The organism is Pseudenhygromyxa sp. WMMC2535, from assembly GCF_011083025.2.
The window spans coordinates 2,385,536-2,406,552 of sequence record NZ_JABJWV010000001.1 but is presented as its reverse complement, the minus strand read 5'-3'; the positions used below and the strand labels follow the sequence as shown (position 1 = coordinate 2,406,552).

The window sequence follows — 21,017 nt, the reverse complement described above, 5'->3', positions numbered from 1 at the left end:
GTCGGGGGCTATACTCCTGCCCCATGTCGAAGCAGTACACCGGCACCGTGCGCAAGAGCGAGCTCGAAGGCGGCTTTTTGGAGCTCGAGACCGAGGGCGGCGAGGTCTTCCGGCTCAGCGGACCCCAGGCGGGCCTCAGCCCCGGCAAGCGCGTCCGCGTCACCGGCCGCGTCGAGCGTGGAGGCTTCGGCATCCACATGAGCGGCCCGGCCCTCGCGGTGGAAAAAGTCGAAGCTCTGTGAGGGACCACGCATCGGTCGCCGTTGACCTTTTTGGGCGTCCGAATTAGGTTCCTCCGCCCAAAGACTCCGCGAGGGTGGCGGAATTGGTAGACGCGCACGGTTCAGGTCCGTGTGGCTTTCAGCCGTGGGGGTTCAAGTCCCTTTCCTCGCAAACCGGACCCCGGGTTCCTAGAACCCGGGGTTCGCGTTTAACCTGTCTGGGATGCGCACTCAGCTCGCGGGCCTCACCGTTTTGATCACCGGCGCTTCCGGGGGCATTGGCGAGGCCCTGGCCCTGGCCTTCGCCGACGAGGGCGCCAACTTGCTGCTCCATGCCAAGAGCCGCTCGGAGCACCTCGAAGATCTCGTTGGTCTGCAGGGCTGGGGCGAGCGCGCCGTGGTCGGGGCCGCCGACCTGCGCGAGCCGGACGCCCTCGACGACCTGCTCGAGCGCGGCCGCGAGCGCTTTGGACGCGTCGACGTGGCCATCGCCAACGCCGGCATCTGGCCCGAGACCGACGTCCCCCTGCACAACCTCGACCCCGAGCGCATCCGCGAGGTCCTCGAGGTCAACCTGCTCGGGGCGATCTACACCTGCCGCAGCTTCGTGGCTCAGCTCGCCAAGCACGGCCCGCGGGCCGACGGCGTCGGGGCCAGCGTGTGCCTGATCGGCTCGACCGCCGGGCGCTTCGGCGAGGCCAACCACCTGCCTTACGCCGTCAGCAAGGCCGGGCTCTACGGCCTGATGCGCAGCCTCAAAAACGAGATCGTCCACGTCGACGCCTGGGCGCGGGTCAACCTCGTCGAGCCCGGCTGGACCGTCACGCCCATGGCCGAGAAGGCCCTCGAGCAGCCCGGGGCCATCGACCAGGTCTGCGCGACCATGCCCCTGCGCCAGCTCGCGCGCCCCGAGGACGTGGCCCAGGCGGCGCTGTTCTTGAGCTCGCCGGCGCTGGCCCGGCACCTGAGCGGAGAGTCGCTGACCGTGGCCGGAGGGATGGAGGGGCGGCGGCTGTGGACCGACGAGCAGATCGACGACGAGCTCGTGCGTCAGCGCCTCGAGTGAGCGAGGTGGGCGTCCGCCAGGTGTCCAGCTTCTACACCGCAGACTCGCTGCGAGCCGAAAGGCGCAGGCGAGCGCCGAGGCCGAGGCATGCGAACAGCCACGCCCACGCCCACCCGCCGCCGCGCTGGGGATCCGTGCTCGCGCAGCCGCAGCCCTCGCTCGCGTTTGCGCCGGGCTCCCCGGTCTCGTCGCTGCCGGAGCCCTCGCTGCCGACCTCGTCGCTGCTCTCGCCCTCGCTCCCGAGCTCGTCGCCGCCGCTCTCGTCCGCGCCCGTGCCGAGCAGGCCGGTCAGGGTCACGCTGGCGCTCGCCTCGGCGAGGACGATCGGCTGGGGTCCGCCGAGGTCGTCGAAGGCGTCGGTGACCCGCTGCCCGGCGTCGTTGCTGAGGTTGTCCTCGAGCAGCTGGTCGAGATAGTCGGGGGTGTTGATCAGGTAGAGCAGGCGCACGCGCAGCTCGAGCTGGTCGTCGTTGGCGTCGGCCGGGGTCAGGTCGTCGACGCTCGCTGGCGCGAAGCTGTAGGCGTGGCTGTCGAAGTGTGGCCAGGTGCCGTCGGCCTGGAGGGCATAGCGATCCCCCACGGGGTCGGTCTCGAGATCTTGAACCAGGCCCTTGGGGGGGATCCGATCGTCGACGAGCCAGTGATCGTTGAGCACCAGGTGGTTGCGCGTGCCGTCGCTGTGGCGCTCGGCGATGGCCTCGTAGCGGCGCAGCTGCTCGTCGCCCTCGATGCTCAGGGCCTCGGCGTCCCACAGGCCCGAGCTCCAGACCACGGCGTCGCCGTAGCTGGCGCGGAGCTCGAGCCACATGACCCGCCCCTCGCTGTAGCCGCTGGGCAGCTTGTGGCCGGTCTCGTTGGTCACCGTCACGGCCAGGTCGGGGAGGCCCTCGCCGAGGTCCACGGCCGCCGGGAAGTCGACCTCGAGGCTCGCGGCCGTGCGCGCGAATTCTTCGGTCCAGGCGATCGACTCCTCGAAGCGGGCGTCGGCGACCTCGCCGGTGCCGGCGTCGCCGTAGAGCGAGGCGAGCACGCGCAAGGTGGTCGCGTTGGCGCCGACGAGCACGTGGCGGCTGCCCCCGTCTTCGTGGGGCTGGCCGGCGAACATGTTGCAGCCGAGGATCGTGCCCTCGATGGCCGGCACGTGGCAGCTCTGGCAGCTGGCCTGATCCGCCCCGCCGGGCTCGGCGTAGGCGCTGCCCAGCCACTCGCTGTAGGTGCGCTGCTCGTTGAAGGGCACGCCCATGCCGACGCCCTCGTCGTCGACGCGCTCGCGGGCCGTGCTCACGTCGTGGCAGGTGCCGCACATGCGTGCACCGGGCAGAAACTCGAGGTCCTGACCCCAGGGGTGCTCGGGCTCGGCTCCCCCCTCGTAAGACCAGGGCCCGAAGCGGGGGACGCCCTCGCCCTCGGGGGCGTCCGCGAGCACGTAGCGGGCGTTCCCGGCGGGCGTCTCGCCGTCGTCGATCATGCGGTGGCACAAGTCACAATCGACGCCCTCGCGCTGATCCTCACCGAGCTCCTCGAGGGCGAGGGCATCCCCGGCGCCCTCGAGGAAGGCCCGCGGTGAGTGGCAACGCACGCAGTCCTCGGTCTCGCCAGGGTAGTCCTGGTTGGCCAGGGCGACGCCTGCCCAAAACACGGGATCGCGGGCGCTGTTGGCCATCATCGAGCCGCGCCAGGCCCAGGGATCCACGCTCCCGCCGGACTCGGCCCAGGCGTCGGGGGTGGCAAAGTCGTGGCAGGTCGAGCAGGCCTCGGCGGTCGACAGGGGCTGCTCGAGCTGGCCAGGCTCGGTGGGGCTGGCCAGCGCCGGTGTGGACCCCAAGACCAGCGCCGATGTGGACCCCACCGCGAGGGCCCAGGAGGTGAGGGCGAAGCGGTGCCGGCAGGTCACGCGGTCATGGTAACCGTGGGGAGGCAGTGGGGGTGCCGCGAGGGTTGTCGGGGGGGCACCGGGGTCGCCGGGGACCGGACCGCGGGCCGCCCTTGCGCGCAGACCGCTCGACCCATGCGCAGGTCCCAGAAGCCGCGACCGCGTGCTATGGTCCGCCCGGACATGACCCGCTCTTTGCTGCTCTCGGGCTTGCTCACCGCCGCCTTGGTCGTCGCACCTCTCCAGTTCGCGCACGCCGGCCCGGTCGAGGACTTCTACACCCAGGGTCAAGAGAAGTTCGACGCCGGCGAGTACGCCGAGGCGGCCGACTTCTGGGCCCAGGCCGTGCGCGCCGTCGACGAGGGGCCGGACTCGGCCACGCGTCAGACGATCATGAACCTCGCCCTCGACGCGTACCTGCGCGCCTACTCGGCCGACGAGGACCGCAAGCACGTCGACGACGCCAAGGCCCTGCTCGACGAGTACGAGGCCCTGCTCGAGGGCAGCGGCGTCGAGCTCAGCGAGGAGATCGGCACGCACAAGACCAAGATCGACGAGCTCCTCGCCGAGATCGCGGCCAAGGAAGAGGAGGCGCGGCGCAAGGCCGAGGAAGAGGCGCGGCGCCAGGCCGAGGCCAACAAGCCGGCCGAGCCGCCGCCCGAGCCCGAGAAGCCCGGCAAGCCGCTGATCATCGGCGGCGCGGTGCTGACCGGCGTCGGCGTCGGTGGGATCGGCGTGCTCCTCGGTGGTGTGATCGGCGGGCTCTCGGCCCAGAGCGACTACGACAACGCCGAGGTCGGCAGCGACGAGTACGAGTCCGCCAAGAGCCGCGGGCAGACCATGAACGCCCTGGCGATCACCGGCGGCGTGATCGCCCCGATCTTCCTCGGGGCCGGCATCGCGCTGCTGGTCATCGGCGTCAAGAAGAACAAGAAGGCCGCGCAAAACAGCGCCGTGCTCCCGGTCTTTGGCCCGGGCTACGCCGGCGTCGGCTACTCCGCTCGCTTCTGAGCCGCGGCCGGTCGGTCCGCTCTCGAGCGTCCCGCGGACGCCCGCGTGACGACGCCCCGCGTGACGGCCAATGCAAAGAGCCCCCGCGTCGAAACGCGAGGGCTCTTTCGTTTGTCCAGGCTCGTTTGTCCAGGCTCGTTTGTCCAGGGAGTGCCCTGGCAGGGTCGGCTCAGTTGACCGAGGGCTTGGTCGCGCCGTAGCTCTTGAGCGCGGCCGGGCGCAGCGTGACCCAGGCGAAGTCGTAGAGGTCGAACATGTCGGCGGGCGCGTGGCCGAGCTCGGTGAGCTCCTCGGTGACCAGGCGCGCGACCTCGAGGTAGCGCTGGTAGCTGGCCTCGTTGGGGCGGCTGGGCGCCTTGAAGTTGGGGATCACGATCGAGCCCTGGGTCGAGAACACGCTCGGGCGCACGCACAGGTGCGTGACCGGAGCGAGCAGGGCCAAGGTCCCGGTCAGCACCTGCCACGAGGTCGCGGGGCCGCGGGCGCCGACGAGGGCGACCTGGAGGCGACGCAGCGCGCCGTCCTGGCCGGGGTCGCGGGTGACCTCGACGAGGGCCGCCGAGGTGTCGGCGCTCGCCGGCATGGACTTGAGCTTGGCGAGGTGCGAGCTCGGGGCGAGGTCGGTGCCCGCGAGCACGTCGATCCACCGACGCATGATCTCTTCGTGGTCGCCAGCGTCGGCGAGCTGGGCGAGGGTGTCGTGGGCGAGGAGCTCGCGGGCCTCGGCGATCGCCGGGTCGCGATGACGCTTGAGTCGGCGACCCTCACCGCGGTGCTTCTCGAGCCAGGCCTCGCCGGTGAAGCCCTTGGGGTAGTTGGCGAGGAGGAAGACCAGCTGATCTCCAACGCTGGGCAGCGCCTTCTTGGAGCCCGCGTTGTTGACCTGGGCGCGAAGCTGCGCCGCGGAGCCGTCGCCGGGGGCCTCGGTCGGGACCATCAGCTCGTAGAAGCCCTTCTTGAACACCCGGACTTCGCCGTCCGCGAACCGAAAGGCTCGCTTCTCGTCGCGCTCCCACAAGAACACCGCGACTCCCCAGCTCTCGCGCTTGCTGTGGCGGTAGAATTGATCCTCGGCGACCTCGGGCTCTTCGACTTCGACGCTGGCTTCCATGGCAGACGACTCCTCGTTGGGGTGAAGCGCTCGACTCGGCCCGGTTGAGGACCGGCTCTCTTTGAGGGCCACTCGCGACGTTCGCCGTGATGTCCGCGTCGCGGGGCCAAGCCCTGCGAAACGTCAACCACGGCACTCGAAGGAGTGTCAGCGCTTGGGGAATCATGACCCACGTGAGTCCAAAACGCAAGAGGCGGGCAATGGAACGCCGATTGCCGCCAACTCAGTCGACTGCGCTACCCTCGCGAAGATGACCGGCCGCGCGCTGCGTGTCTACCTCGACTTCTCCTGTCCCTACGCGTACCTGGCCGCGGGTCTTGTGGAGGGCCTCGCCGCGCGCTGCGAGGCCCAATTGGACGTGCGCCCCATGCTCCTCGGCGGAGTGTTCCGCGCGCGGCAGACTCCGCAGAACTTGTCCTCCGTGCTCTCGCCGGCCAAGGCGCGCCACAACATGGCGGACATGCAGCGCCAAGCTGCGATGGCCGGTGTCCCACTGCGCATGCCCGCCGGTCACCCGATGCGCACCGTCGAGGCGCTGCGGGCGGTGCTCGTGGTGGGGCCACCCTATCTGCCACTGATGCATCACTTCTATCGCGCCTATTGGGTCGACGGCGTGGAGATCTCGAGCCCCGAGGGGCTGCGCGAGGTGCTTGGGCGGGCGGGTCTGAGCGCGCGCGCCGACGAGATCCTCGCGCGCATCGAGGCGCCGGAGATCAAGCAGGCGTTGCGGGATCGCACGGACGAGGCGATCGCCGCCGGTGTGTTCGGGGCGCCGACCTTCGTCATCGACGTCGGCGAGGGCGAGGCGCTCTATTGGGGCACGGACCGCATCGCCATGGTCGAGGCGCGCCTGCGAGGTGGCGCGGTCGAGCGCGAGGCGATCCCGCCGACGCGCGCGCCCATGGACGTGTTCTTCGACTACTCGAGCCCCTTCGCCTACCTCGGCTGCGCCGGCGTCGAGCGGCGGATCGCGGCGGGGGAGCTCGACGCCGCCCAGGTCCGCTGGCGACCGATGCTGCTCGGCGCCGTGTTCAAGCAGGTCGACATGGTCAACGTGCCGCTCTTCTCGCTCAGCGAGGCCAAGCGTCGACACACGAGCATGGACATCGAGCGCCAGGCGGCGGCTCTGGACGCGCCCTATCGCTTCCCCAGCCGCTTCCCCATGAAGACCGTGCTGCCCCTGCGCGTGAGCTTGGCCGCGGGCGTCGAGGGGGTCGGCGACGAGGCGGGGCGGCGGCTGATCCAGCGGATCTTTCGCGCCTACTGGGCCGAAGACCGCGACATCGCCGACCCGGAGGTCGTGGCAGGGTTGGCCACGGACTGTGGCCTCGACGGTCGCGCCCTCGTCGAGGCCGCGGGTAGCCCCGAGATCAAGGCGGCCCTGCGCCGCGTGACCGACGAGGCCGTGGCCGCGGGCGTGTTCGGTGCGCCGACCTTCGTGGTCCACGACGACCACGGGCCCGAGCTGTTTTGGGGGGCCGACCGCCTCGACTTCGCGCTGCGGGCCGCAGGTGGTGACCCTCGCATGCGCGCAGTCTGAGCGCGGGGGCTCGCGCGGGTCCGCGGTGCGTTACCATCCCGGCGATGTCCGCTCGCTTCGAAGATCGCCGCGTGCTCACCTCGTTGATCTCGCTGCCGGCCGTGCTCGCGCTGGCGGTGCTCGGCTGTCGACCGGAGCCGGTCGCGTCGACGAGCGCGCCCGAAGCCGCAGCCCCCACGAGCGCGGGCGCGAGCTCTGCGAGCGCGGACGCGAGCGAGGGGCCCGACGCAGACGCCGACGCAGACGCCGACGCAGACGCCGACGCAGACGCCGACGCCGATGAAGATGAAGATGAAGATGAAGATGAAGATGGAGGCGAGGCGGCCGGCGAGACCGTGGACATCGGGAGCGGCGCGGTCGTGGCCGCGGCCGACCCCGGCGACGTCGCTGGCGAGAGTGAAGGCGAGGGCGAAGGCGAAGAGGCGAGCCCCGCCGCCGCGGCCGCCGGGACGAGCGAGTCCAAAAAGGCCCAGGCGGAGGCGCCCAAGCCCCTGCCCAAGCCGCTGCACGAGCCGGGCAAGAGCTGTCAAAAGAGCTTCAACGTCGGCGAGAAGGTCAAGGGCTTCAAGCTCCCGCGCGTCGACGGCAAGCGCAACATCGGCCCGGGCAGCTACCGCGGGCGCGTGGTCCTGCTCAACTTCTGGGGCACGTGGTGCAAGCCCTGCCTCGAGGAGCTGCCCAAGTTCGACCGGATCTATCGCAAGTACCGCAAGCACGGCTTCACCTTGGTCGCCGTGGCGACCGACGAGGACGCCGAGCCGGTGCAGGCCTTCATCGATGAGCACAAGCTCGCGGCCAAGGTCGCCCTCGACGGAGAGGAGGCCGCCGGCGCCTACAACCGGCCGAACTTCCCCTTCTCCTTCGTGATCGACGAGCAGGGCAAGATCGTCGCGGCCTACGAGTTCGTCGATAGCAGCTGCCTGGGCGAGCTCGAGCAGACGATCCGCGACGAGCTCGAGAACTGAGCGCGCGGGGACGCGCGGTGCAGTCGAAGGCGTCGGCGATGTTCGTGGCGCCGAGGGCGTGCGACACTGCGGCCATGTCCGCGGCCAACCCCCTCGTTCGCGATCGAGACGTCGAGTTCCTGCTCCACGAGGTCCACGAGGTCATGCGCCTGTGCGCGCTGCCAGACTTCGCCGACTTCGACCGCGAGACCTTCGACCTCTACCTCGAGAGCGCGGCCAAGCTCGCCCGCGAGGTCTATTACCCGACCTTCAAGGCCATGGACGAAGACGGGGCCAAGCTCGTCGACGGGCGGGTGGTGACGCCACCCCAGATGCGGGCGCTCTTCGACGCCGCCGTCGAGCTCGGGCTGCTGACCGCCGAGCGCTCCGAGGCAGTCGGTGGCGCGGGGCTGCCCCAGTCGATCTCCGTGGTCGGCTACCTCTATCTCATGGCCGGCAACGCGGGGGCCGTGGGCTACCCGCTGCTGACCTCGGGGGCGGCGCACCTGCTCGAGAGCTTCGGCTCGCCGCTGCTCCAGGAGCGCTTCATGGCCAAGATGTACGCCGGCGAGTGGACCGGGACCATGGCCCTGACCGAGCCGGGGGCGGGCAGCGGTCTGGGAGATCTGACGACCACGGCCGCGCCCGTGGAGGGCGACAACCCCGAAGGCGTGTACCGGGTCCGCGGGAGCAAGATCTTCATCTCGGGCGGCGACCACGACCTGCGCGAGAACGTGGTCCACCTGACCCTGGCGCGGCGCGTGGGGGATCCGGCGGGGACCCGGGGGATCTCGCTCTTCGCGATCCCGCGCATGCGGCCGACCGCCGACGGCGGCCTCGAGTTCAACGACGTGCACACCACCCAGCTGATCCACAAGATCGGCTGGAAGGGCCTGCCCAGCTTGGGTCTGAGCTTTGGCGAGAGCGACGACTGCCTGGGCTGGCTCGTGGGCGAGCCGTGCAAGGGCCTGAGCTACATGTTCCAGATGATGAACGAGGCCCGGCTGCTCGTCGGAGCCAACGGCACGGCCACGGCCTCGGCCGCCTACCACGAGTCCCTCGCCTACGCCCGCGAGCGCGTCCAGGGCCGGCACCTCGACCGCCGGCGAGCCAGCGGGCCGGTGGCGATCATCGAGCACCCCGACGTGCGCCGCATGCTCTTGCGCCAAAAGTCGATCGTCGAGGGCAGCATGAGCTTGCTGATCGCCACGGCCGGCTATGCGGACCGAAGCGTCCACGCGACCGACGCAGACGAGCGCCAGCGCGCCAAGCGGATCCTCGACATTCTCACCCCGGTGGCCAAGAGCTTCCCCGCCGAGCGCGGCTTCGAGTCGACCAGCTTGTCGGTGCAGATCCACGGCGGCTACGGCTACTCGAGCGAGTACCTGCCCGAGCTGTGGCTCCGTGAGCAGCGCCTCAACAGCATTCACGAGGGCACGACCACGATCCAGAGCCTCGACCTGCTCGGGCGCAAGGTCATGGCCGACGCCGGCCGCGGGCTGATGGCGCTCAGCGAAGACATCCGCGTGGACGTCGAGGGGGCCAAGCGCTGCGGGGTCGACGAGGACCTCTGCCAAACCGTGAAGCTCGAATTGGTCCGCGTGGGCGAGCTGACCGCGATGCTCGGCCAGCGCGGCGTTGGGGGTGACGCGGTGGGCATGCTCGCCCACAGCCACGACTACCTGGTCCTGTTCTCCAACCTGATCCTCGCCTGGCAGTGGCTGCGCGTGGCGGGTGCGGCGTGTCGAGGGCTCGGCGCCCAGACTGGGGACGAGGTCGCGGAGTTTTATCGCGGCAAGCTCGAGGCGGCGCGCTACTGGATTCGCACCGAACTCGCGGACAACGCTCGCCTCGCCGAGCTCTGCGAGACCGGTGAAGACTCGTTTCTGAAGGTCCCCGACGGCGGGTGGTAGCTCGCTCGGTGCGCGAGCGCGCGCCGGTCATGACGAGGCTGGTGCATCATGGCGAGCCATGGCGCGCGCCGCCCAGGTCGAGCAGCTGCTAGCCTGGGCGTGAGCCATCGGGATGCGGATCAAGCACGCATTTTTTCGTCCGCTGTTGTGGGTGGGGGCCATCGACGTCGGCCTGAGCCTGTCCTCGTTCACGTTTTGGAACGTGGTCCTCAACATCAACACGCCGAGCTTCGCCGCCTTGGTGATGGCGCTGCGCTTGGTCGCCTGGATCTCGCACCTGTACGCCCTGACGCTCCCGGTCCGGGCCTGGCAGCGCGGCGACGCGAGCGACGAGCTCACGCTGGCCGCGGATCAGGCCCTCCAGCAGATCCAGCGCCCCTTCTTGCTGGCCTACAGCCTGGGCTGGGTCGTGACCGAGGTGGTGGTGCTGACCGTGGCCTTCCGGGGCAGCCTCGACTCGGGGCTCTACGCCACGTCCATGCTCTCGGGGACCTCGCTGGTCCTGTCCTTGCCCGCGGTGATGCTGCCCACCTTGCGCCACGCGGTCTTCGATCTCCACTCCGAGATCGCCGGAGACCTCGAGCAGCGCGGGCTCGTGCCCAAGCGGCCGCGGCTGACGCTCACGCGCAACCTCAAGGTGGTGTTCTTGAGCCTGGCCGCGAGCGCGCTCATGGGCATGGGCGGGATGACGGCGATGCTCACCGGCCAGGCCGGGCAGGCGCGGGCGCTGGACGAGGGGCGCCACCTCGTCGAGCTCGATGTCGTGCGCGTGCAGTCTGGGCGCGCGCTCGAGCGCGGAGCGCTCGTCGACGGCGTGGACGCGCTGCCCGAGGCCCTGCAGGCGCAGCTACGCGGCGGTGAGCACGAGGAGACGAGCCCCGCCGTCTACGTGTCGGCGGCCAAGGAGGTCCAGGCCGCCATGCCCCTGGAGGACGGGCGCTGGGTCGTCGTTCACCTGCCCTACGACGACTCCGCGTGGTTGCTGGTGCTGCTCTTGGCCGGGATCTCGCTGGTCTCCCTGTACCCGGTCGTGCTCGCCACCCACGCGCTCTCGCGCACCGTGGTCGGTCCGCTCGAGCGCCTCGACGAGGCCACGCGGCGGATCGTCGAGACCGGGGTCCTGCGCGGCCAGGGCCGGCTCGTCTCCCTGGCCAACGACGAGTTCAGCGACCTCGCGGGCAACTTCAACCGCATGCTCGACATCTTCGAGGAGCTCGCGGGCGCGGCCGCGCGGGTGGCCGAGGGCGACCTTTGCGTGCGCCTCGATCGCCCCGGGGAGCTCCAGGAGGCCTTCCGGGCCATGGTCGTCAAGCTCGACGAGGTCGTGGTCCAGATCCGCGCCACGGCCCTCGAGGTCGCCGCCGCCTCGGCGGAGATCGAGGCCAGCATTCAAGAGCAGGAGCGGGCCTCGGACGAGCAGGCCAAGAGCCTGCGCGAGGTCGGGGTGGCCGTCGGCGACCTCGCCGAGTCGGCCGAGGCGATCACCTCGGCCGCGGCCGCCGTGCTCGACGACGCCGAGCAGACCCACGCCAACACCGACGCCATGGTCGCGCGGATCACCGAGCTCGGGGAGCAGACCGTGGGCATCACCGAGCTGCTCGGGCTGATCGCCGAGATCGCCGAGCGCAGCGACCTGCTCGCGCTCAACGGCTCGCTCGAGGCCGTCCGCGCCGGAGAGGCCGGGCGGGGCTTCGCGCTCGTGGCCGCGGAGATGCGCCGCCTGGCCGAGCGCGTCACGGGCATCGTCGCCGACGTCGGCGGGCAGGTCTCGACGATCCGCTCGGCGAGCACGGCCTCTCAGGCGGCCACCAACGAAAGCCGCGAGCTCGCCGAGAACACCGCCGGGGCGGCGCGCAAGATCTCCTACGAGACCGAGCAGCAGGGGCGGAGCACCGAGCAGCTCGCCGTGGCCGTGCACCAGGTGGTCGAGATCGCGGCGGCGACCTCGGCCGCGACCTCGCAGACCCGAGCCACGGCCGAGGGCCTGCGCGCCCACGCCGAGTCCCTCGAGCAGCTCACCGCGCAGTTTCACCTGCGCGGCGATGACTGACTGGCCTCAGACCACGCGGCGCATGACGATGGCCGAGATGTTGTCTGGCCCGCCCGCGCCGTTGGCCGCCTCGATCAACCGCCTGGCCGAGCTGCGGACGTCGCGTTGGCCGATCAGTGCGGCGATGTCCTCGTCCTCGAGCACGTCGCTGAGCCCATCGCTGCACAGCATGATGTTGGCCTCGCGGTCGATCGTGGCCTCGACGATGGTCGGGTTGCCCTTGTTCTTGCCGTGGCCGAGGCAGCGGCTGATCCGCCCGCGGTAGGGGTGGATGGCCGCCTGCTCCGGGGTGATCAGCTTCTGGTCGACGAGCTCCTGGACCACGGTGTGGTCGATGGACACCTGGGAGAGCTCGCCCTCGTGGACCATGTAGCAGCGGCTGTCGCCGGCCCAGGCGACCCACAGGCGATCGTGCACGCCGAGGACCATCACGCAGGTGCAGCCCATGCCGCGGGCGTCGGGGTTTTGTTCGGCCTGGGCGTCGATCGCCTCGCTGGCCACGGCGAAGGCGGCCTCGAGCAGGATCTCGTTGGGGATCTCGCCGAAGTTCTCGGCGATGTAGCCGGAGATCGCCTGGATGGCGATGGCCGAGGCGACCTCGCCGGCGTTGTGACCACCCATGCCGTCACAGACGATCGCCAGGTAGTAGCCGCGGCCGTCGTCCTCTTGGATCGCGATCGCGTCCTCGTTGTGGTCGCGGGCCCGGCCGGGGTCGCAGGCGCCTGCCATCTGAACCTCGAAGGTCCCCGGGGTGTGGGTGCGCTTGAAGAGCTTGTACATGGCGGCGGACACAGTTTGCCATCGCCGCGGGCGCGGTGTCAGCTCTGCTCTCGCGCGCCCGTGTTGCCGGCCCAAGATAGCCACGAGAGCAGCTCGCGGTTGCCCTCGCGGCCGTGAATGGGCGAGTCGATGGCGCCGCGGACGACCAGGCCGAGGGCTCGGGCCGCCGCCTCGACGGCGCTCAGGGCCCGGGCCCGCAGCTCGTCGTCGCGGACGATGCCGCCCTTGCCGACGTGCTCGCGGCCGACCTCGAACTGCGGCTTGACCAGCATCACGAGCTCCGCGCCGCGCTCGTCGAGGAAGGGGGGCAGGTGCGGGAGGACCTTGGTCAGCGAGATGAAGGAGCAGTCGGCGACGACCAGGGAGATCGGCTCGGGGACCTGCTCGGGCGCGAGGCTGCGGATGTTCTGGCGATCGAGCACGACCACGCGCGGGTCCTGGGCCAGCTTCCAGGCGAGCTGGCCGTAGCCGACGTCGACGGCGTAGACCCGGGCCGCGCCGGCTTGCAGCACGCAGTCCGTGAACCCGCCCGTGGACGCGCCGACGTCCATGCACACGCGCCCGGCGACCTCGAGGCCCTCGCCGGCGAAGTGGTCGAGGGCGGCGCGGAGCTTGAGACCGCCCCGAGAGACATAGGGGTTTTGGGCCGCGGCTCCGGACTTGAAGCGGATCGCGGCCTCGGGATCGACGGGCGTCCCGGCCTTGGTGATCGCGTGATCCCCCACGACGACCTCGCCGGCCAAGATCAGCGCCTGGGCCCGGCTGCGGCTGTCGCATAGCCCGCGCTCGACCAGGAGCTTGTCGAGGCGAACCGTCTTGCGCTTGGGCGCTCGCTCACTGCCCACGGTCTCGGCTTTTCTCACACGATCGCCCCCTCAGGCCAGCCGCGGGCTACCCTCGCCGCCATGCGTTCGCTCGCCCTGCTCGCGCTCGTCGCGGGGTCGCAGCCGCGGCCTGGGCTGTGGGATCGCCTGCGGGCTGCCCGGTGGCTCACGGGCACGGGCGAGGACGCCGAGCCGCTGCTGTGGGGGATCTTGCTCGCCGCCGGGCTGCTGGCCGTCTGGGGCGCGTGGATCGGCGCCCGGCGCTGACCCCCAAAGGAGTTGAACGACCCCCTTGCACCCCTCGAACCCTTCGGCTAGCTTCCGGGGCCCCTGGGGCTGTAGCTCAGCTGGGAGAGCGTCGCGTTCGCAATGCGAAGGTCAGGGGTTCGATCCCCCTCAGCTCCACGAAGAAAGACCCCGGTCAGCTGACCGGGGTCTTTCGCGTTTCCAGCTCGCTTCTTCGCCGTCGCGCCCGCCCCGCCTGCTCGAGCCATGCCCACCTCCAAGCTCACGCCGCGTCAACGCCAGCACCTCAAGGCCCTCGCCCACGAGCAAAAGCCCGTGGTTCAGCTCGGGGTCAAGGGCCTCGGCGAGCCGATCGTCGCCGCTTTGCGCGAGGCCCTGCGCCGCCACGAGCTGATCAAGGTCAAGCTGCCCAAGCTCGACGACGCCGAGGAGCGCAAGGCCCTGGCCGACGAGGTCGTCGCGGCGAGCAAGGCCGAGCTCGTCGCCCTGCTCGGTCGGGTGCTCGTGCTCTACGCCCCGCGCAAGGACGACCTCCCCGACAAGCCGCGGATCCAGCTGCCGCGCTAGTGTTTGTTGTCAGCGGATCCGCCGGGTCTGCTTGGCGCGCTGGTAGTCGGCCTTGAGGGCGGACAGGCCCGCGGCGTAGATCGCCCAGATCACCACGCCGACGATCACGCCGGTGACGATCGCGGCGAACACCGGGGCCTCGACCCGGACCTCGCGCAGCTCCGCCGCCGCCCGGCCGAGGGCGACGAAGAAGAAGAAGAGCGCGAAGGTGTTGAAGACCGCGCGGAACAGCTGCATGCCCGACAGCCGCGGCTGCTTGCCCAGGCCCGAGCGGTCCGACTCGATCCACTGCAAGAGCACGCGCAGCCACGCGCCCAGGGCCGGCATCAGCAGACCGCCGACGAGGCCGGCGAGGCCGGAGACGGCGAGCTCGAGCTCGTCCGGGCCGATGGGGGTCTCGCCCACGGCCGTGCTCTAGCAGGCCGCTGAATTTTGTGCCAACGGCCGTCAGCCCGGCGAGAGGGCTGCGAGGCCGCAGCGCTGGCCTGCGTCGAGATCCCGGACGCGCGCGGCGGGATTTGCTGGACAGGGGCGGCCGCAGCACGTAGTTGTGCGCAGATGAGCGCGGCTCGCAGGCCGATCTCGCGGCGCAGCGCCCTCGTTGGCCTGGGGACGGGCGCGGCCGCAGGCGCGGCGGGGCTGCTCGGCTGCGTGCACGTCGACGAGCAGGAGCCCGTGCAGCTGCGCGCCCGGGCGCTGACCGCCGTCGCGGCGGGCGAGGTCCCGGCCATGGTCGTCGCCACGGTCCACCACGGGGAGATCGCCGTCGAGCAGGCTGGCCTGGCCGCCTTGGCCGAGGGCCGGGAGATCTCTGCCGAGAGCGCCTTCGTGTGGTTCTCGATCACCAAGCTGTTCACGGCCACGGGGATCATGCAGCTGCACGAGCGCGGCGCCCTCGACGTCGACGCCCCGGTCGAGGACCTGCTGGGCGAGGAATTTTCCTTTCGCCAGCCTCGCCACCGGCGGATCACCGCGCGGGATCTGATGAGCCACTCGAGCGGCCTCGGGAACCCCTCGGTGTGGGCGCTGGCGCGGCCCTTCGACCAGCCGCGGCCGAGCACCGCGACGCTGCTGGCCCTGCTCAGCGCCGCCCACGGCAAGACCCTGCGCTACCGCCCCGGCGCCGGCCAGCACTACTCCAACCTCGGCTTCCTCGCGCTCGGGCGGATGATCGAGCGCGCGGACGGCCGCGACTACATCGACTATGTGCGCGCCGAGATCCTCGAGGTCCTCGGCATGGCGCGCACGGACTTCGGGTGGACCGAGGCGACGATCGCCGAGGGCGCCGTGGGCCACAGCGCCAAGCGCGGCTTCTACACCAAGCTGGCCAAGCGCGTGGCCAACCCCGAGGTCTTTGGCGAGCCCTTCGAGGACTGGGAGACCACGGTGCCCTTCATCGTCGACGGCGCGTCCTATGGCGGGCTGATCGGCCCGGCCAGTGACCTCGCTCGCTTCGCGGCGGCGCACCTCGGCCACGGCGCCTGGGAGGGTCGACGGATCCTCACCCCGGCCTCGGTCCACGCCATGCAGGTCCCGCGCGAGGACATCTTTGGCCGGGAGATCGAGCACACCATGGGCTGGCACACCGGGCTCATCGACGGCGAGCGCTACTACAACCACATGGGCAAGGGCGGCGGCTATCGGCCGGCGCTGCGGATCTGGCCGGCGCGGGACTATGGGGTGGTCGTGATGACCAACCGGACCCGCTACGACCCGCGGCCGCTGACCCGCACGGCGCCGCCACGCTGAGGCGCTGGCAGCCAGAAGTCCGTGCGACATCTCTCTTGCGTGAAAAGCGGGATGGTCATCGCGGCCGCCACTCGGTGGACTGAGCGTCAAAGCCCTGCTATGTTCCGCCGCCCATCACCTGGAGAGGTGTCCGAGTGGCCGAAGGTGCCAGACTCGAAATCTGGTGTGGCGCAAGTCACCGTGGGTTCGAATCCCACCCTCTCCGCTACCTGACAAGCTGACCCGATCGATGACGCCCTTGCCCCACGTGGGCAAGGCGTCCGACCACCCTCGCTCCTCGTGAGCGAACACCTGGAGAGGTGTCCGAGTGGCCGAAGGTGCATGATTGGAAATCATGTGTGGGGCAACCCACCGCGGGTTCGAATCCCGCCCTCTCCGTCGGTCGCGCTCGCGCGACCGTTCATGCCCCGGGTGACGTTTCTCCCCTCAACTCCGCCAGGGCCGGAAGGCAGCAACGGTAACGGGGAGAGCGGGTGCCCGTGGGCGCTTATTTTAACCCCCGCGGGGGTTGGGGTTGGAGCCGCGGTGGCCCGCTTCGCGGGCCCCGAGACCGCTGCGCGGTCTCGGGCGGGTTGGCATGTGGTGGTTGTTGGGTACGTAGTGACCCCCTGAAGGGGGTCTTGTCTCCGCTGAGATTTGGATCCTTCCTCTGTTAAAGGGAGATCTCGTTTCCGCTGAGACTTGGGTCTTCCCTCTGTTAAAGGGGCGGCTGAGACTTGGGTCCTCTCCCTGTTAAAGGGGCGGCTGAGACTTGGGTCCTCCCCCTGTCAAAGGGGGCGGCTGAGACTTGGTTCCTTCCCCTGTCAAAGGGGGCGGCTGAGACTTGGGGCGGGGGGTCAGGGCTCGAGGACGCGGCCGAGGAAGAGGGGGGTTCGGGTTGGGCGGTCGTAGATGAGGAACACGAAGGGGCTGTCGGCGTCGAAGGAGGCGTCGGGTTCGAAGGAGCCGGAGTCGCCGACGGAGATGCCGGTGGCGGCGGTGGCCTCGGTGCCCTTTTCGTCGATCCTGAGCACCGTGTCGTGGACGACGTCGGTGATCACGCCCAGCGAAGGGACGATGTCATCGAAGGCGTCGAGGTCTTCGAAGGGGGTGGGCATGGGGAGGGGGAGGTCCTCGTGGAGGAGCTTGGTCAGCTCGATGTTGGACTCGATCTCGAAGTGCGGGATGCTCAGGTCGAGGTCGGAGGACTCCATGGCGTCGAGGATGTCGAGGAGGATGGGGGCGTCGAGGGTGCTCTCGAAGGTCTCGAAGTCGTCGGGGACGATGAAGGCCATGGACAGCGCGTTGCCGCGCAGGGCCAGGCTCGCGGCCGAGTAGCCGTCGCCCGCGGTGTAGAGGGCGGTGATGTTCGGGTTCGCCATCATGTCGACGGTCTTGTTCGCTCCATTGAGCAGGGTGAATTCATTGGGGTAGCTGTTGAGGAAGGGGGTGGCCCACGGGGCTTTGAAGTACAGGGCGTTGACGAGCACCATGGTGGTGGCGCTGTCGATCATTCCGGGACCGAAGAGCTCGGGGATCAGCTGGTTGGTCCTGTTGCCGACCCACGCGTTGATGTCCTCGCGCTCGCGCTCGGCGCTGGTCGAGAAGTCGGCGACGCGCAAGCCCGTGCCGTAGTAGAGGGCGAGGATGTCGAGGTAGTCGCGGCAGATGTGTCGAAGGTCGCGCCCGCGGGGGCGGCGATCTTCGCCCGGGCCCTTCACCCCAGGGTCCTCGCGTGTCATGAAGGGCCGGCCATGGAGCTCTTCATCGACACCGCGGACGTCAAGGAGATCGAGTCGGCGCAGGCCATGGGTCTGCTCGACGGCGTGACCACCAACCCCACGCTGGTCGCCAAAACCGGCCGGCCGCACCGTGAGGTGCTCGAGGAGATCTGCGAGCTCGTCAGCGGGCCGGTGAGCGCCGAGGTCCACGCGGTGGTCTACGACGAGATGATGCGCGAGGCTCGCGAGCTCGCGACCATCGCGCCCAACATCGTCGTCAAGATCCCGCTGATCGAAGAGGGGATCCGAGCGGTGCGCAGCCTCAGCGACGAGGGCATCAAGACCAACGTGACCCTGTGCTTCTCGCCGCTTCAGGGCATGCTCGCGGCCAAGGCGGGGGCGACCTATATCTCGCCCTTCGTCGGTCGCCTCGATGACATCGGCCACGACGGCATGGCCCTCGTCGAGCAGCTCGTCGACATGTACGAGCGCTACGACTTCGAGACCAAGGTGCTGGTCGCGTCGGTGCGCTCGCCCAGCCACGTGGTCGAGGCGCTGCGCCTGGGCGCGGACGTGGCGACGATCCCCTTTGGGGTGATCGCCAAGCTGATCCACCACCCGCTGACGGACGCCGGGCTGGCGCGCTTCCTCGAGGACGCCAAGGCGATCCCCAAGACCTGAGGCACCTGCTGCCTTCACCCTGGCGGCGGGGGTCGGGATCATGGACTATCGGATCCGTGAGCGGATCAGGGATCTCTCGCCGAAGCTGGCTCTACGCCAGCGCCACGCTCGCGGCCGCGGCCTGTGCCCGGCGGGTCGAGCCGACGCAGCTGCCGGCCGCGGGGCCCGAGGCGGCCCGCCCGCTGAGCCGCCTCGGCGCCGAGAACCTGCTCGTGCTCACGGAGCTGGCGGCGGCGGTCCGTCGCCTGCACCCTAGTGATCAGGCCGTCGCGGCGCGCTGGGAGCAGCTGATGCTCGCGGGGATCCGTGCGGTCGAGGGGGCGGAGGAGCGGGCCACCTTGGCCGAAGGGCTGCGTGGGCTCTTCGCTCGGGTCGCCCCCACGGTGGGGATCTGGGTGAGCGCGGCCGAAGACGAGCAGGCGCGCTCGGCCCTGGCTGGGCCGGCCTGCGCAGACCCAGATACCGAGGGCGAGGGCGAGGGCGAGCAAGAGGCCGAGCAAGAGGCCCGCGCCCGCGAGCCGGGCGAGGGGCCAGCCAAGACGCGCAAGGGGGGGCACAAGCAGCTCAAGGCGAGGACGAGCCGTGGGGCCGAATCGGCGAAGGACGAGGCCGACGCGGGGTCTGGCACGCAGGGCGATGCGGACGGGGCCGGAAACGACGACGCGGGCGCGTCGGACGAGGACAAAGACGAGGAGACCGGGGAGAAGAGCGCAGACGCGTCGCCGTCATCAGAGGATGAGGATGGCGAGGGGGAGACGCGCGAAGGAGCGCCAGAGGAGGACGACGAGGGCCCTGAGAGTGAGGCTGACTCCGCGAAGGAGGCGAAGGACGGGGAAGGAAAAGAGCAGGCGGCCGAGGGCGAGAACGAAAAAGAGGGCGAGGAGGCGAAGGGCGGCGAGGATGCGAAGAGTGGTGGTGAGGGCGAGGAGGCGAAGAGCGGTGGCGAGGACGAGAAGGAGGGCGAGGATGCGAAGAGCGGTGGTGAGGGCGAGGAGGCGAAGAGCGGTGGTGAGGGCGAGGATGCGAAGAGCGGGGAGAAGACGAGCAAAGACGAGGACGAGCTCGAGCCGCGTCCGCCTCTACACGAGGCGCTCCTGGACGATCGCGAGGGCCTCGCGCTCGTCCAGTGGCACCGGCGCGGCTTCTTCGAGGGCCAGGCCGACGAGGGCACGCCGGCGGGCTGCGCTCGGCGGATCCGCTGGAACCCGGCCGCGCGTGGGGCCTGCACACAGACCGAGCCGGCGCGGGGGAGCGAGCCTTGTGATCGCTGCGCGGGCGAGAGCTTCGAGGCGCTCACTCCCGGGGACCCGGCGCAGCTCGAGCTCGGTCGGGGGTTGAGCTGCCTGATCCCCACGGCGCTGTGGTCCGAGGGCGGGCAGACGCTCCCGATCGAGGCGGGGGGCAGCGAGGCCCCGGGGCCGGCGGTGTTCGACGCCCGGGCTGCCCTCGACTTCTCCTTGGCCGACCGCGCGACGCGGCTGCTCGTGGTCCTGCGCTGCTACGCGCTGCTGCGTGGCTACGGTCCGCACGCCGACGCGAAGGCGCTGCGCGAGGCGCTGATCCCCGCGCTGTGTCGGGCGGCCGAGCACGGCGAGCCCGACGAGCTCGCGGCGGCGGTCGAAACCCTGCTGGCGGCCAGCGAGGACGGGAACGCGGCCGCGATCACGCACCTCGACGATCGTCGCTCGCGGCGTGTCGCGGCGCGCTGGTGTCCGCCGGTGGGCCTGGGCTGGGTGGAGGAGCGGGTCGTCGTGGGTCCGCTCCCCGGTGAAGGCGAGCTCCCCGAGGGGCTGCTCGCCGGCGACGAGCTCGTGCGCGTCGACGGAGAGGCGATCGCGGGCTTGATCGGCGAGGGCATGGCTCGCACGCCGGCCGCGCGACCGGGCGTGCGGGTGGAGCGAGCGCTGGGCGGGCTGCTCGAGCGCGGCTCGGAGGGCGCGAAGCTGCGCATCGAGGTGCTGCGCCGCGTCGACGAAGGCGAGGCCACCCTCAGCGTAGAGCTGCGCACGGACTTGCACGCGAGCGAGCGCCCCGACGGCCTGGATTTGCGCCCGCTCGAGCCCTTCGTCGAGCTCGGCGAGGGCGTGTTCTATGTCGACGCGACCCGCCTGGGCAACCTGAAGGCCGCCGCCCGTCGTCTGCAGCGCAGGCGCGTCGGGATGACGATCGTGGATCTACGCGGCGAGCTGGCCGACGAGGGCGGCTCTTTGCTCGCGCACTACCTGGACGCGGCCGAGATCCTGGCGGTCGAGCGTGTCCCCGCGGGCCCCGATCGCAGCGGCGCGCTGCCCTTGTCCGCGGCGGGCGAGCGCAGCCGGGCGGCCGAGCGGCCGTGGCTGCCGGGCAAGCTGGCGGTGCTCATCGACGGTCGCACGCGAGGTCGGGCAGAGGCCGAGGCGCTGGGCTTTGGCCAGCTCGAGCGTGCCTGCCTGGTGGGCTCGGCCAGCGCAGGCGAGCTCGCTGGCAGCGCGCAGACCTGGCTCCCCGGCGGCTGGCGGCTGCGCTTCTCGACCACGGAGCTGCGCAGCCCGGAGGGCGAGGCGCTGTGGGCTCGCGGCGTGGAACCCAAGCTCCGAGCGCGTCCCGGTGTCGATGGCTTGCGCCGCGGCGCCGACGAGGTCCTCGAGGTCGCGATCTCGGCTGGCCTCGGGATCACCGATGATCGGGTGAAACGTCCGTCATGGGGGCGCATACGCTGATCTGCTCGGGCCTCGACGGCCTGATCTGACGTGCAGATGAGC

At 70.7% G+C, this 21,017-nt stretch carries 18 protein-coding genes, 4 tRNA genes and 1 other RNA gene; 17 read left to right on the top strand and 6 right to left on the bottom strand.

Features of this window, described 5'->3' with window-relative positions; translation table 11 throughout:
- Positions 1–23: 23 nt before the first annotated feature.
- The 3 genes from G6O69_RS09105 to G6O69_RS09095 all read left to right on the top strand — a co-directional run bounded on the left by G6O69_RS09105 (position 24) and on the right by G6O69_RS09095 (position 1,287).
- On the top strand, positions 24–242 hold the full coding sequence (locus G6O69_RS09105) for a DUF5818 domain-containing protein (RefSeq protein ID WP_172303127.1): 219 nt from the start codon (positions 24–26) through the stop codon (positions 240–242).
- A gap of 68 nt (positions 243–310) precedes the next feature.
- Positions 311–393: transfer RNA gene (locus G6O69_RS09100), tRNA-Leu, on the top strand.
- Positions 394–444: 51 nt separating this feature from the next.
- Positions 445–1,287, top strand: coding sequence for an SDR family oxidoreductase (locus tag G6O69_RS09095; protein WP_172303126.1), 843 nt, complete (start codon positions 445–447; stop codon positions 1,285–1,287).
- A 31-nt stretch (positions 1,288–1,318) separates the two neighbouring features.
- On the opposite strand, the gene G6O69_RS09090 is transcribed toward G6O69_RS09095, so the two are convergent.
- Positions 1,319–3,181: a hypothetical protein gene (locus G6O69_RS09090; RefSeq protein WP_172303125.1), complete on the bottom strand. Its 1,863-nt coding sequence runs from the start codon at positions 3,179–3,181 to the stop codon at positions 1,319–1,321.
- Positions 3,182–3,343: 162 nt separating this feature from the next.
- Between G6O69_RS09090 and G6O69_RS09085 the strand changes: the two genes are divergently transcribed.
- The gene (locus G6O69_RS09085; RefSeq protein WP_172303124.1) at positions 3,344–4,171 is read left to right on the top strand and encodes a hypothetical protein; all 828 of its coding nucleotides are present in this window, start codon (positions 3,344–3,346) and stop codon (positions 4,169–4,171) included.
- Between the two features lie 169 nt (positions 4,172–4,340).
- Here G6O69_RS09085 and G6O69_RS09080 read toward each other — a convergent pair whose 3' ends face one another.
- On the bottom strand, positions 4,341–5,282 hold the full coding sequence (locus G6O69_RS09080; protein ID WP_172303123.1) for a hypothetical protein: 942 nt from the start codon (positions 5,280–5,282) through the stop codon (positions 4,341–4,343).
- Positions 5,283–5,532: 250 nt separating this feature from the next.
- Between G6O69_RS09080 and G6O69_RS09075 the strand changes: the two genes are divergently transcribed.
- The 4 genes from G6O69_RS09075 (at position 5,533) to G6O69_RS42025 (ending at position 11,729) form a co-directional block, all read left to right on the top strand.
- Complete coding sequence (locus G6O69_RS09075) at positions 5,533–6,822, top strand: 2-hydroxychromene-2-carboxylate isomerase (RefSeq protein ID WP_172303122.1); 1,290 nt, start codon at positions 5,533–5,535, stop codon at positions 6,820–6,822.
- A 44-nt stretch (positions 6,823–6,866) separates the two neighbouring features.
- Positions 6,867–7,787: a TlpA disulfide reductase family protein gene (locus tag G6O69_RS09070; protein WP_172303121.1), complete on the top strand. Its 921-nt coding sequence runs from the start codon at positions 6,867–6,869 to the stop codon at positions 7,785–7,787.
- Positions 7,788–7,861: 74 nt separating this feature from the next.
- On the top strand, positions 7,862–9,679 hold the full coding sequence (locus G6O69_RS09065; RefSeq protein WP_172303120.1) for an acyl-CoA dehydrogenase: 1,818 nt from the start codon (positions 7,862–7,864) through the stop codon (positions 9,677–9,679).
- Positions 9,680–9,830: 151 nt separating this feature from the next.
- A complete protein-coding gene (locus tag G6O69_RS42025) occupies positions 9,831–11,729 on the top strand; it encodes a methyl-accepting chemotaxis protein (protein WP_172303119.1) in 1,899 nt (632 codons plus the stop codon).
- A 6-nt stretch (positions 11,730–11,735) separates the two neighbouring features.
- Here the strand turns inward: G6O69_RS42025 and G6O69_RS09055 are convergent, their stop codons facing one another.
- Both G6O69_RS09055 and G6O69_RS09050 read right to left on the bottom strand, forming a co-directional pair.
- Positions 11,736–12,521 carry a protein phosphatase 2C domain-containing protein gene (locus G6O69_RS09055; protein WP_176396731.1) on the bottom strand — a complete coding sequence of 262 codons (786 nt, stop codon included), beginning with the start codon at positions 12,519–12,521 and terminating at the stop codon, positions 11,736–11,738.
- A gap of 26 nt (positions 12,522–12,547) precedes the next feature.
- A complete protein-coding gene (locus G6O69_RS09050; RefSeq protein WP_172303117.1) occupies positions 12,548–13,354 on the bottom strand; it encodes a TlyA family RNA methyltransferase in 807 nt (268 codons plus the stop codon).
- Between the two features lie 60 nt (positions 13,355–13,414).
- On the opposite strand from G6O69_RS09050, the gene G6O69_RS09045 reads away from it, so the two are divergent.
- From G6O69_RS09045 to yhbY, 3 genes are all read left to right on the top strand, one after another.
- The gene (locus G6O69_RS09045) at positions 13,415–13,600 is read left to right on the top strand and encodes a hypothetical protein (RefSeq protein ID WP_172303116.1); all 186 of its coding nucleotides are present in this window, start codon (positions 13,415–13,417) and stop codon (positions 13,598–13,600) included.
- 65 nt (positions 13,601–13,665) lie between these two features.
- Positions 13,666–13,738, top strand: a tRNA-Ala gene (locus G6O69_RS09040).
- Positions 13,739–13,825: 87 nt separating this feature from the next.
- A complete protein-coding gene (gene yhbY, locus G6O69_RS09035) occupies positions 13,826–14,146 on the top strand; it encodes a ribosome assembly RNA-binding protein YhbY (RefSeq protein ID WP_172303115.1) in 321 nt (106 codons plus the stop codon).
- 9 nt (positions 14,147–14,155) lie between these two features.
- On the opposite strand, the gene G6O69_RS09030 is transcribed toward yhbY, so the two are convergent.
- Complete coding sequence (locus G6O69_RS09030) at positions 14,156–14,551, bottom strand: hypothetical protein (protein ID WP_172303114.1); 396 nt, start codon at positions 14,549–14,551, stop codon at positions 14,156–14,158.
- A gap of 153 nt (positions 14,552–14,704) precedes the next feature.
- Here G6O69_RS09030 and G6O69_RS09025 point away from each other — a divergent pair, with 153 nt between their 5' ends.
- From G6O69_RS09025 to ffs, 4 genes are all read left to right on the top strand, one after another.
- Positions 14,705–15,895, top strand: coding sequence for a serine hydrolase domain-containing protein (locus G6O69_RS09025; protein WP_172303113.1), 1,191 nt, complete (start codon positions 14,705–14,707; stop codon positions 15,893–15,895).
- Positions 15,896–16,015: 120 nt separating this feature from the next.
- Positions 16,016–16,100: transfer RNA gene (locus G6O69_RS09020), tRNA-Ser, on the top strand.
- 88 nt (positions 16,101–16,188) lie between these two features.
- Positions 16,189–16,273: transfer RNA gene (locus G6O69_RS09015), tRNA-Ser, on the top strand.
- Positions 16,274–16,293: 20 nt separating this feature from the next.
- Positions 16,294–16,391: signal recognition particle sRNA small type (gene ffs, locus G6O69_RS09010), an RNA gene on the top strand.
- Positions 16,392–16,731: 340 nt separating this feature from the next.
- Here the strand turns inward: ffs and G6O69_RS09005 are convergent.
- Positions 16,732–17,616 carry a serpin family protein gene (locus G6O69_RS09005; RefSeq protein WP_172303112.1) on the bottom strand — a complete coding sequence of 295 codons (885 nt, stop codon included), beginning with the start codon at positions 17,614–17,616 and terminating at the stop codon, positions 16,732–16,734.
- Between the two features lie 12 nt (positions 17,617–17,628).
- Between G6O69_RS09005 and fsa the strand changes: the two genes are divergently transcribed.
- Positions 17,629–18,276, top strand: a complete 648-nt coding sequence (gene fsa, locus G6O69_RS09000) for a fructose-6-phosphate aldolase (protein ID WP_172303111.1) — start codon at positions 17,629–17,631, stop codon at positions 18,274–18,276.
- A 56-nt stretch (positions 18,277–18,332) separates the two neighbouring features.
- A complete protein-coding gene (locus tag G6O69_RS42020) occupies positions 18,333–20,975 on the top strand; it encodes a S41 family peptidase (RefSeq protein WP_172303110.1) in 2,643 nt (880 codons plus the stop codon).
- Positions 20,976–21,017: the final 42 nt, after the last annotated feature.

What these genes read in the sequence shown, in the direction of transcription:
- G6O69_RS09005 (WP_172303112.1), bottom strand. Translation starts at nt 17,616, where the DNA reads ATGACACGCGAGGACCCTGGGGTGAAGGGCCCGGGCGAAGATCGCCGC.
- G6O69_RS09025 (WP_172303113.1), top strand. Translation starts at nt 14,705, where the DNA reads ATGAGCGCGGCTCGCAGGCCGATCTCGCGGCGCAGCGCCCTCGTTGGC.
- G6O69_RS09065 (WP_172303120.1), top strand. Translation starts at nt 7,862, where the DNA reads ATGTCCGCGGCCAACCCCCTCGTTCGCGATCGAGACGTCGAGTTCCTG.
- G6O69_RS09085 (WP_172303124.1), top strand. Translation starts at nt 3,344, where the DNA reads ATGACCCGCTCTTTGCTGCTCTCGGGCTTGCTCACCGCCGCCTTGGTC.
- G6O69_RS09075 (WP_172303122.1), top strand. Translation starts at nt 5,533, where the DNA reads ATGACCGGCCGCGCGCTGCGTGTCTACCTCGACTTCTCCTGTCCCTAC.
- G6O69_RS09105 (WP_172303127.1), top strand. Translation starts at nt 24, where the DNA reads ATGTCGAAGCAGTACACCGGCACCGTGCGCAAGAGCGAGCTCGAAGGC.
- G6O69_RS09080 (WP_172303123.1), bottom strand. Translation starts at nt 5,282, where the DNA reads ATGGAAGCCAGCGTCGAAGTCGAAGAGCCCGAGGTCGCCGAGGATCAA.
- G6O69_RS09095 (WP_172303126.1), top strand. Translation starts at nt 445, where the DNA reads ATGCGCACTCAGCTCGCGGGCCTCACCGTTTTGATCACCGGCGCTTCC.
- G6O69_RS09070 (WP_172303121.1), top strand. Translation starts at nt 6,867, where the DNA reads ATGTCCGCTCGCTTCGAAGATCGCCGCGTGCTCACCTCGTTGATCTCG.
- fsa (WP_172303111.1), top strand. Translation starts at nt 17,629, where the DNA reads ATGGAGCTCTTCATCGACACCGCGGACGTCAAGGAGATCGAGTCGGCG.
- G6O69_RS09045 (WP_172303116.1), top strand. Translation starts at nt 13,415, where the DNA reads ATGCGTTCGCTCGCCCTGCTCGCGCTCGTCGCGGGGTCGCAGCCGCGG.
- yhbY (WP_172303115.1), top strand. Translation starts at nt 13,826, where the DNA reads ATGCCCACCTCCAAGCTCACGCCGCGTCAACGCCAGCACCTCAAGGCC.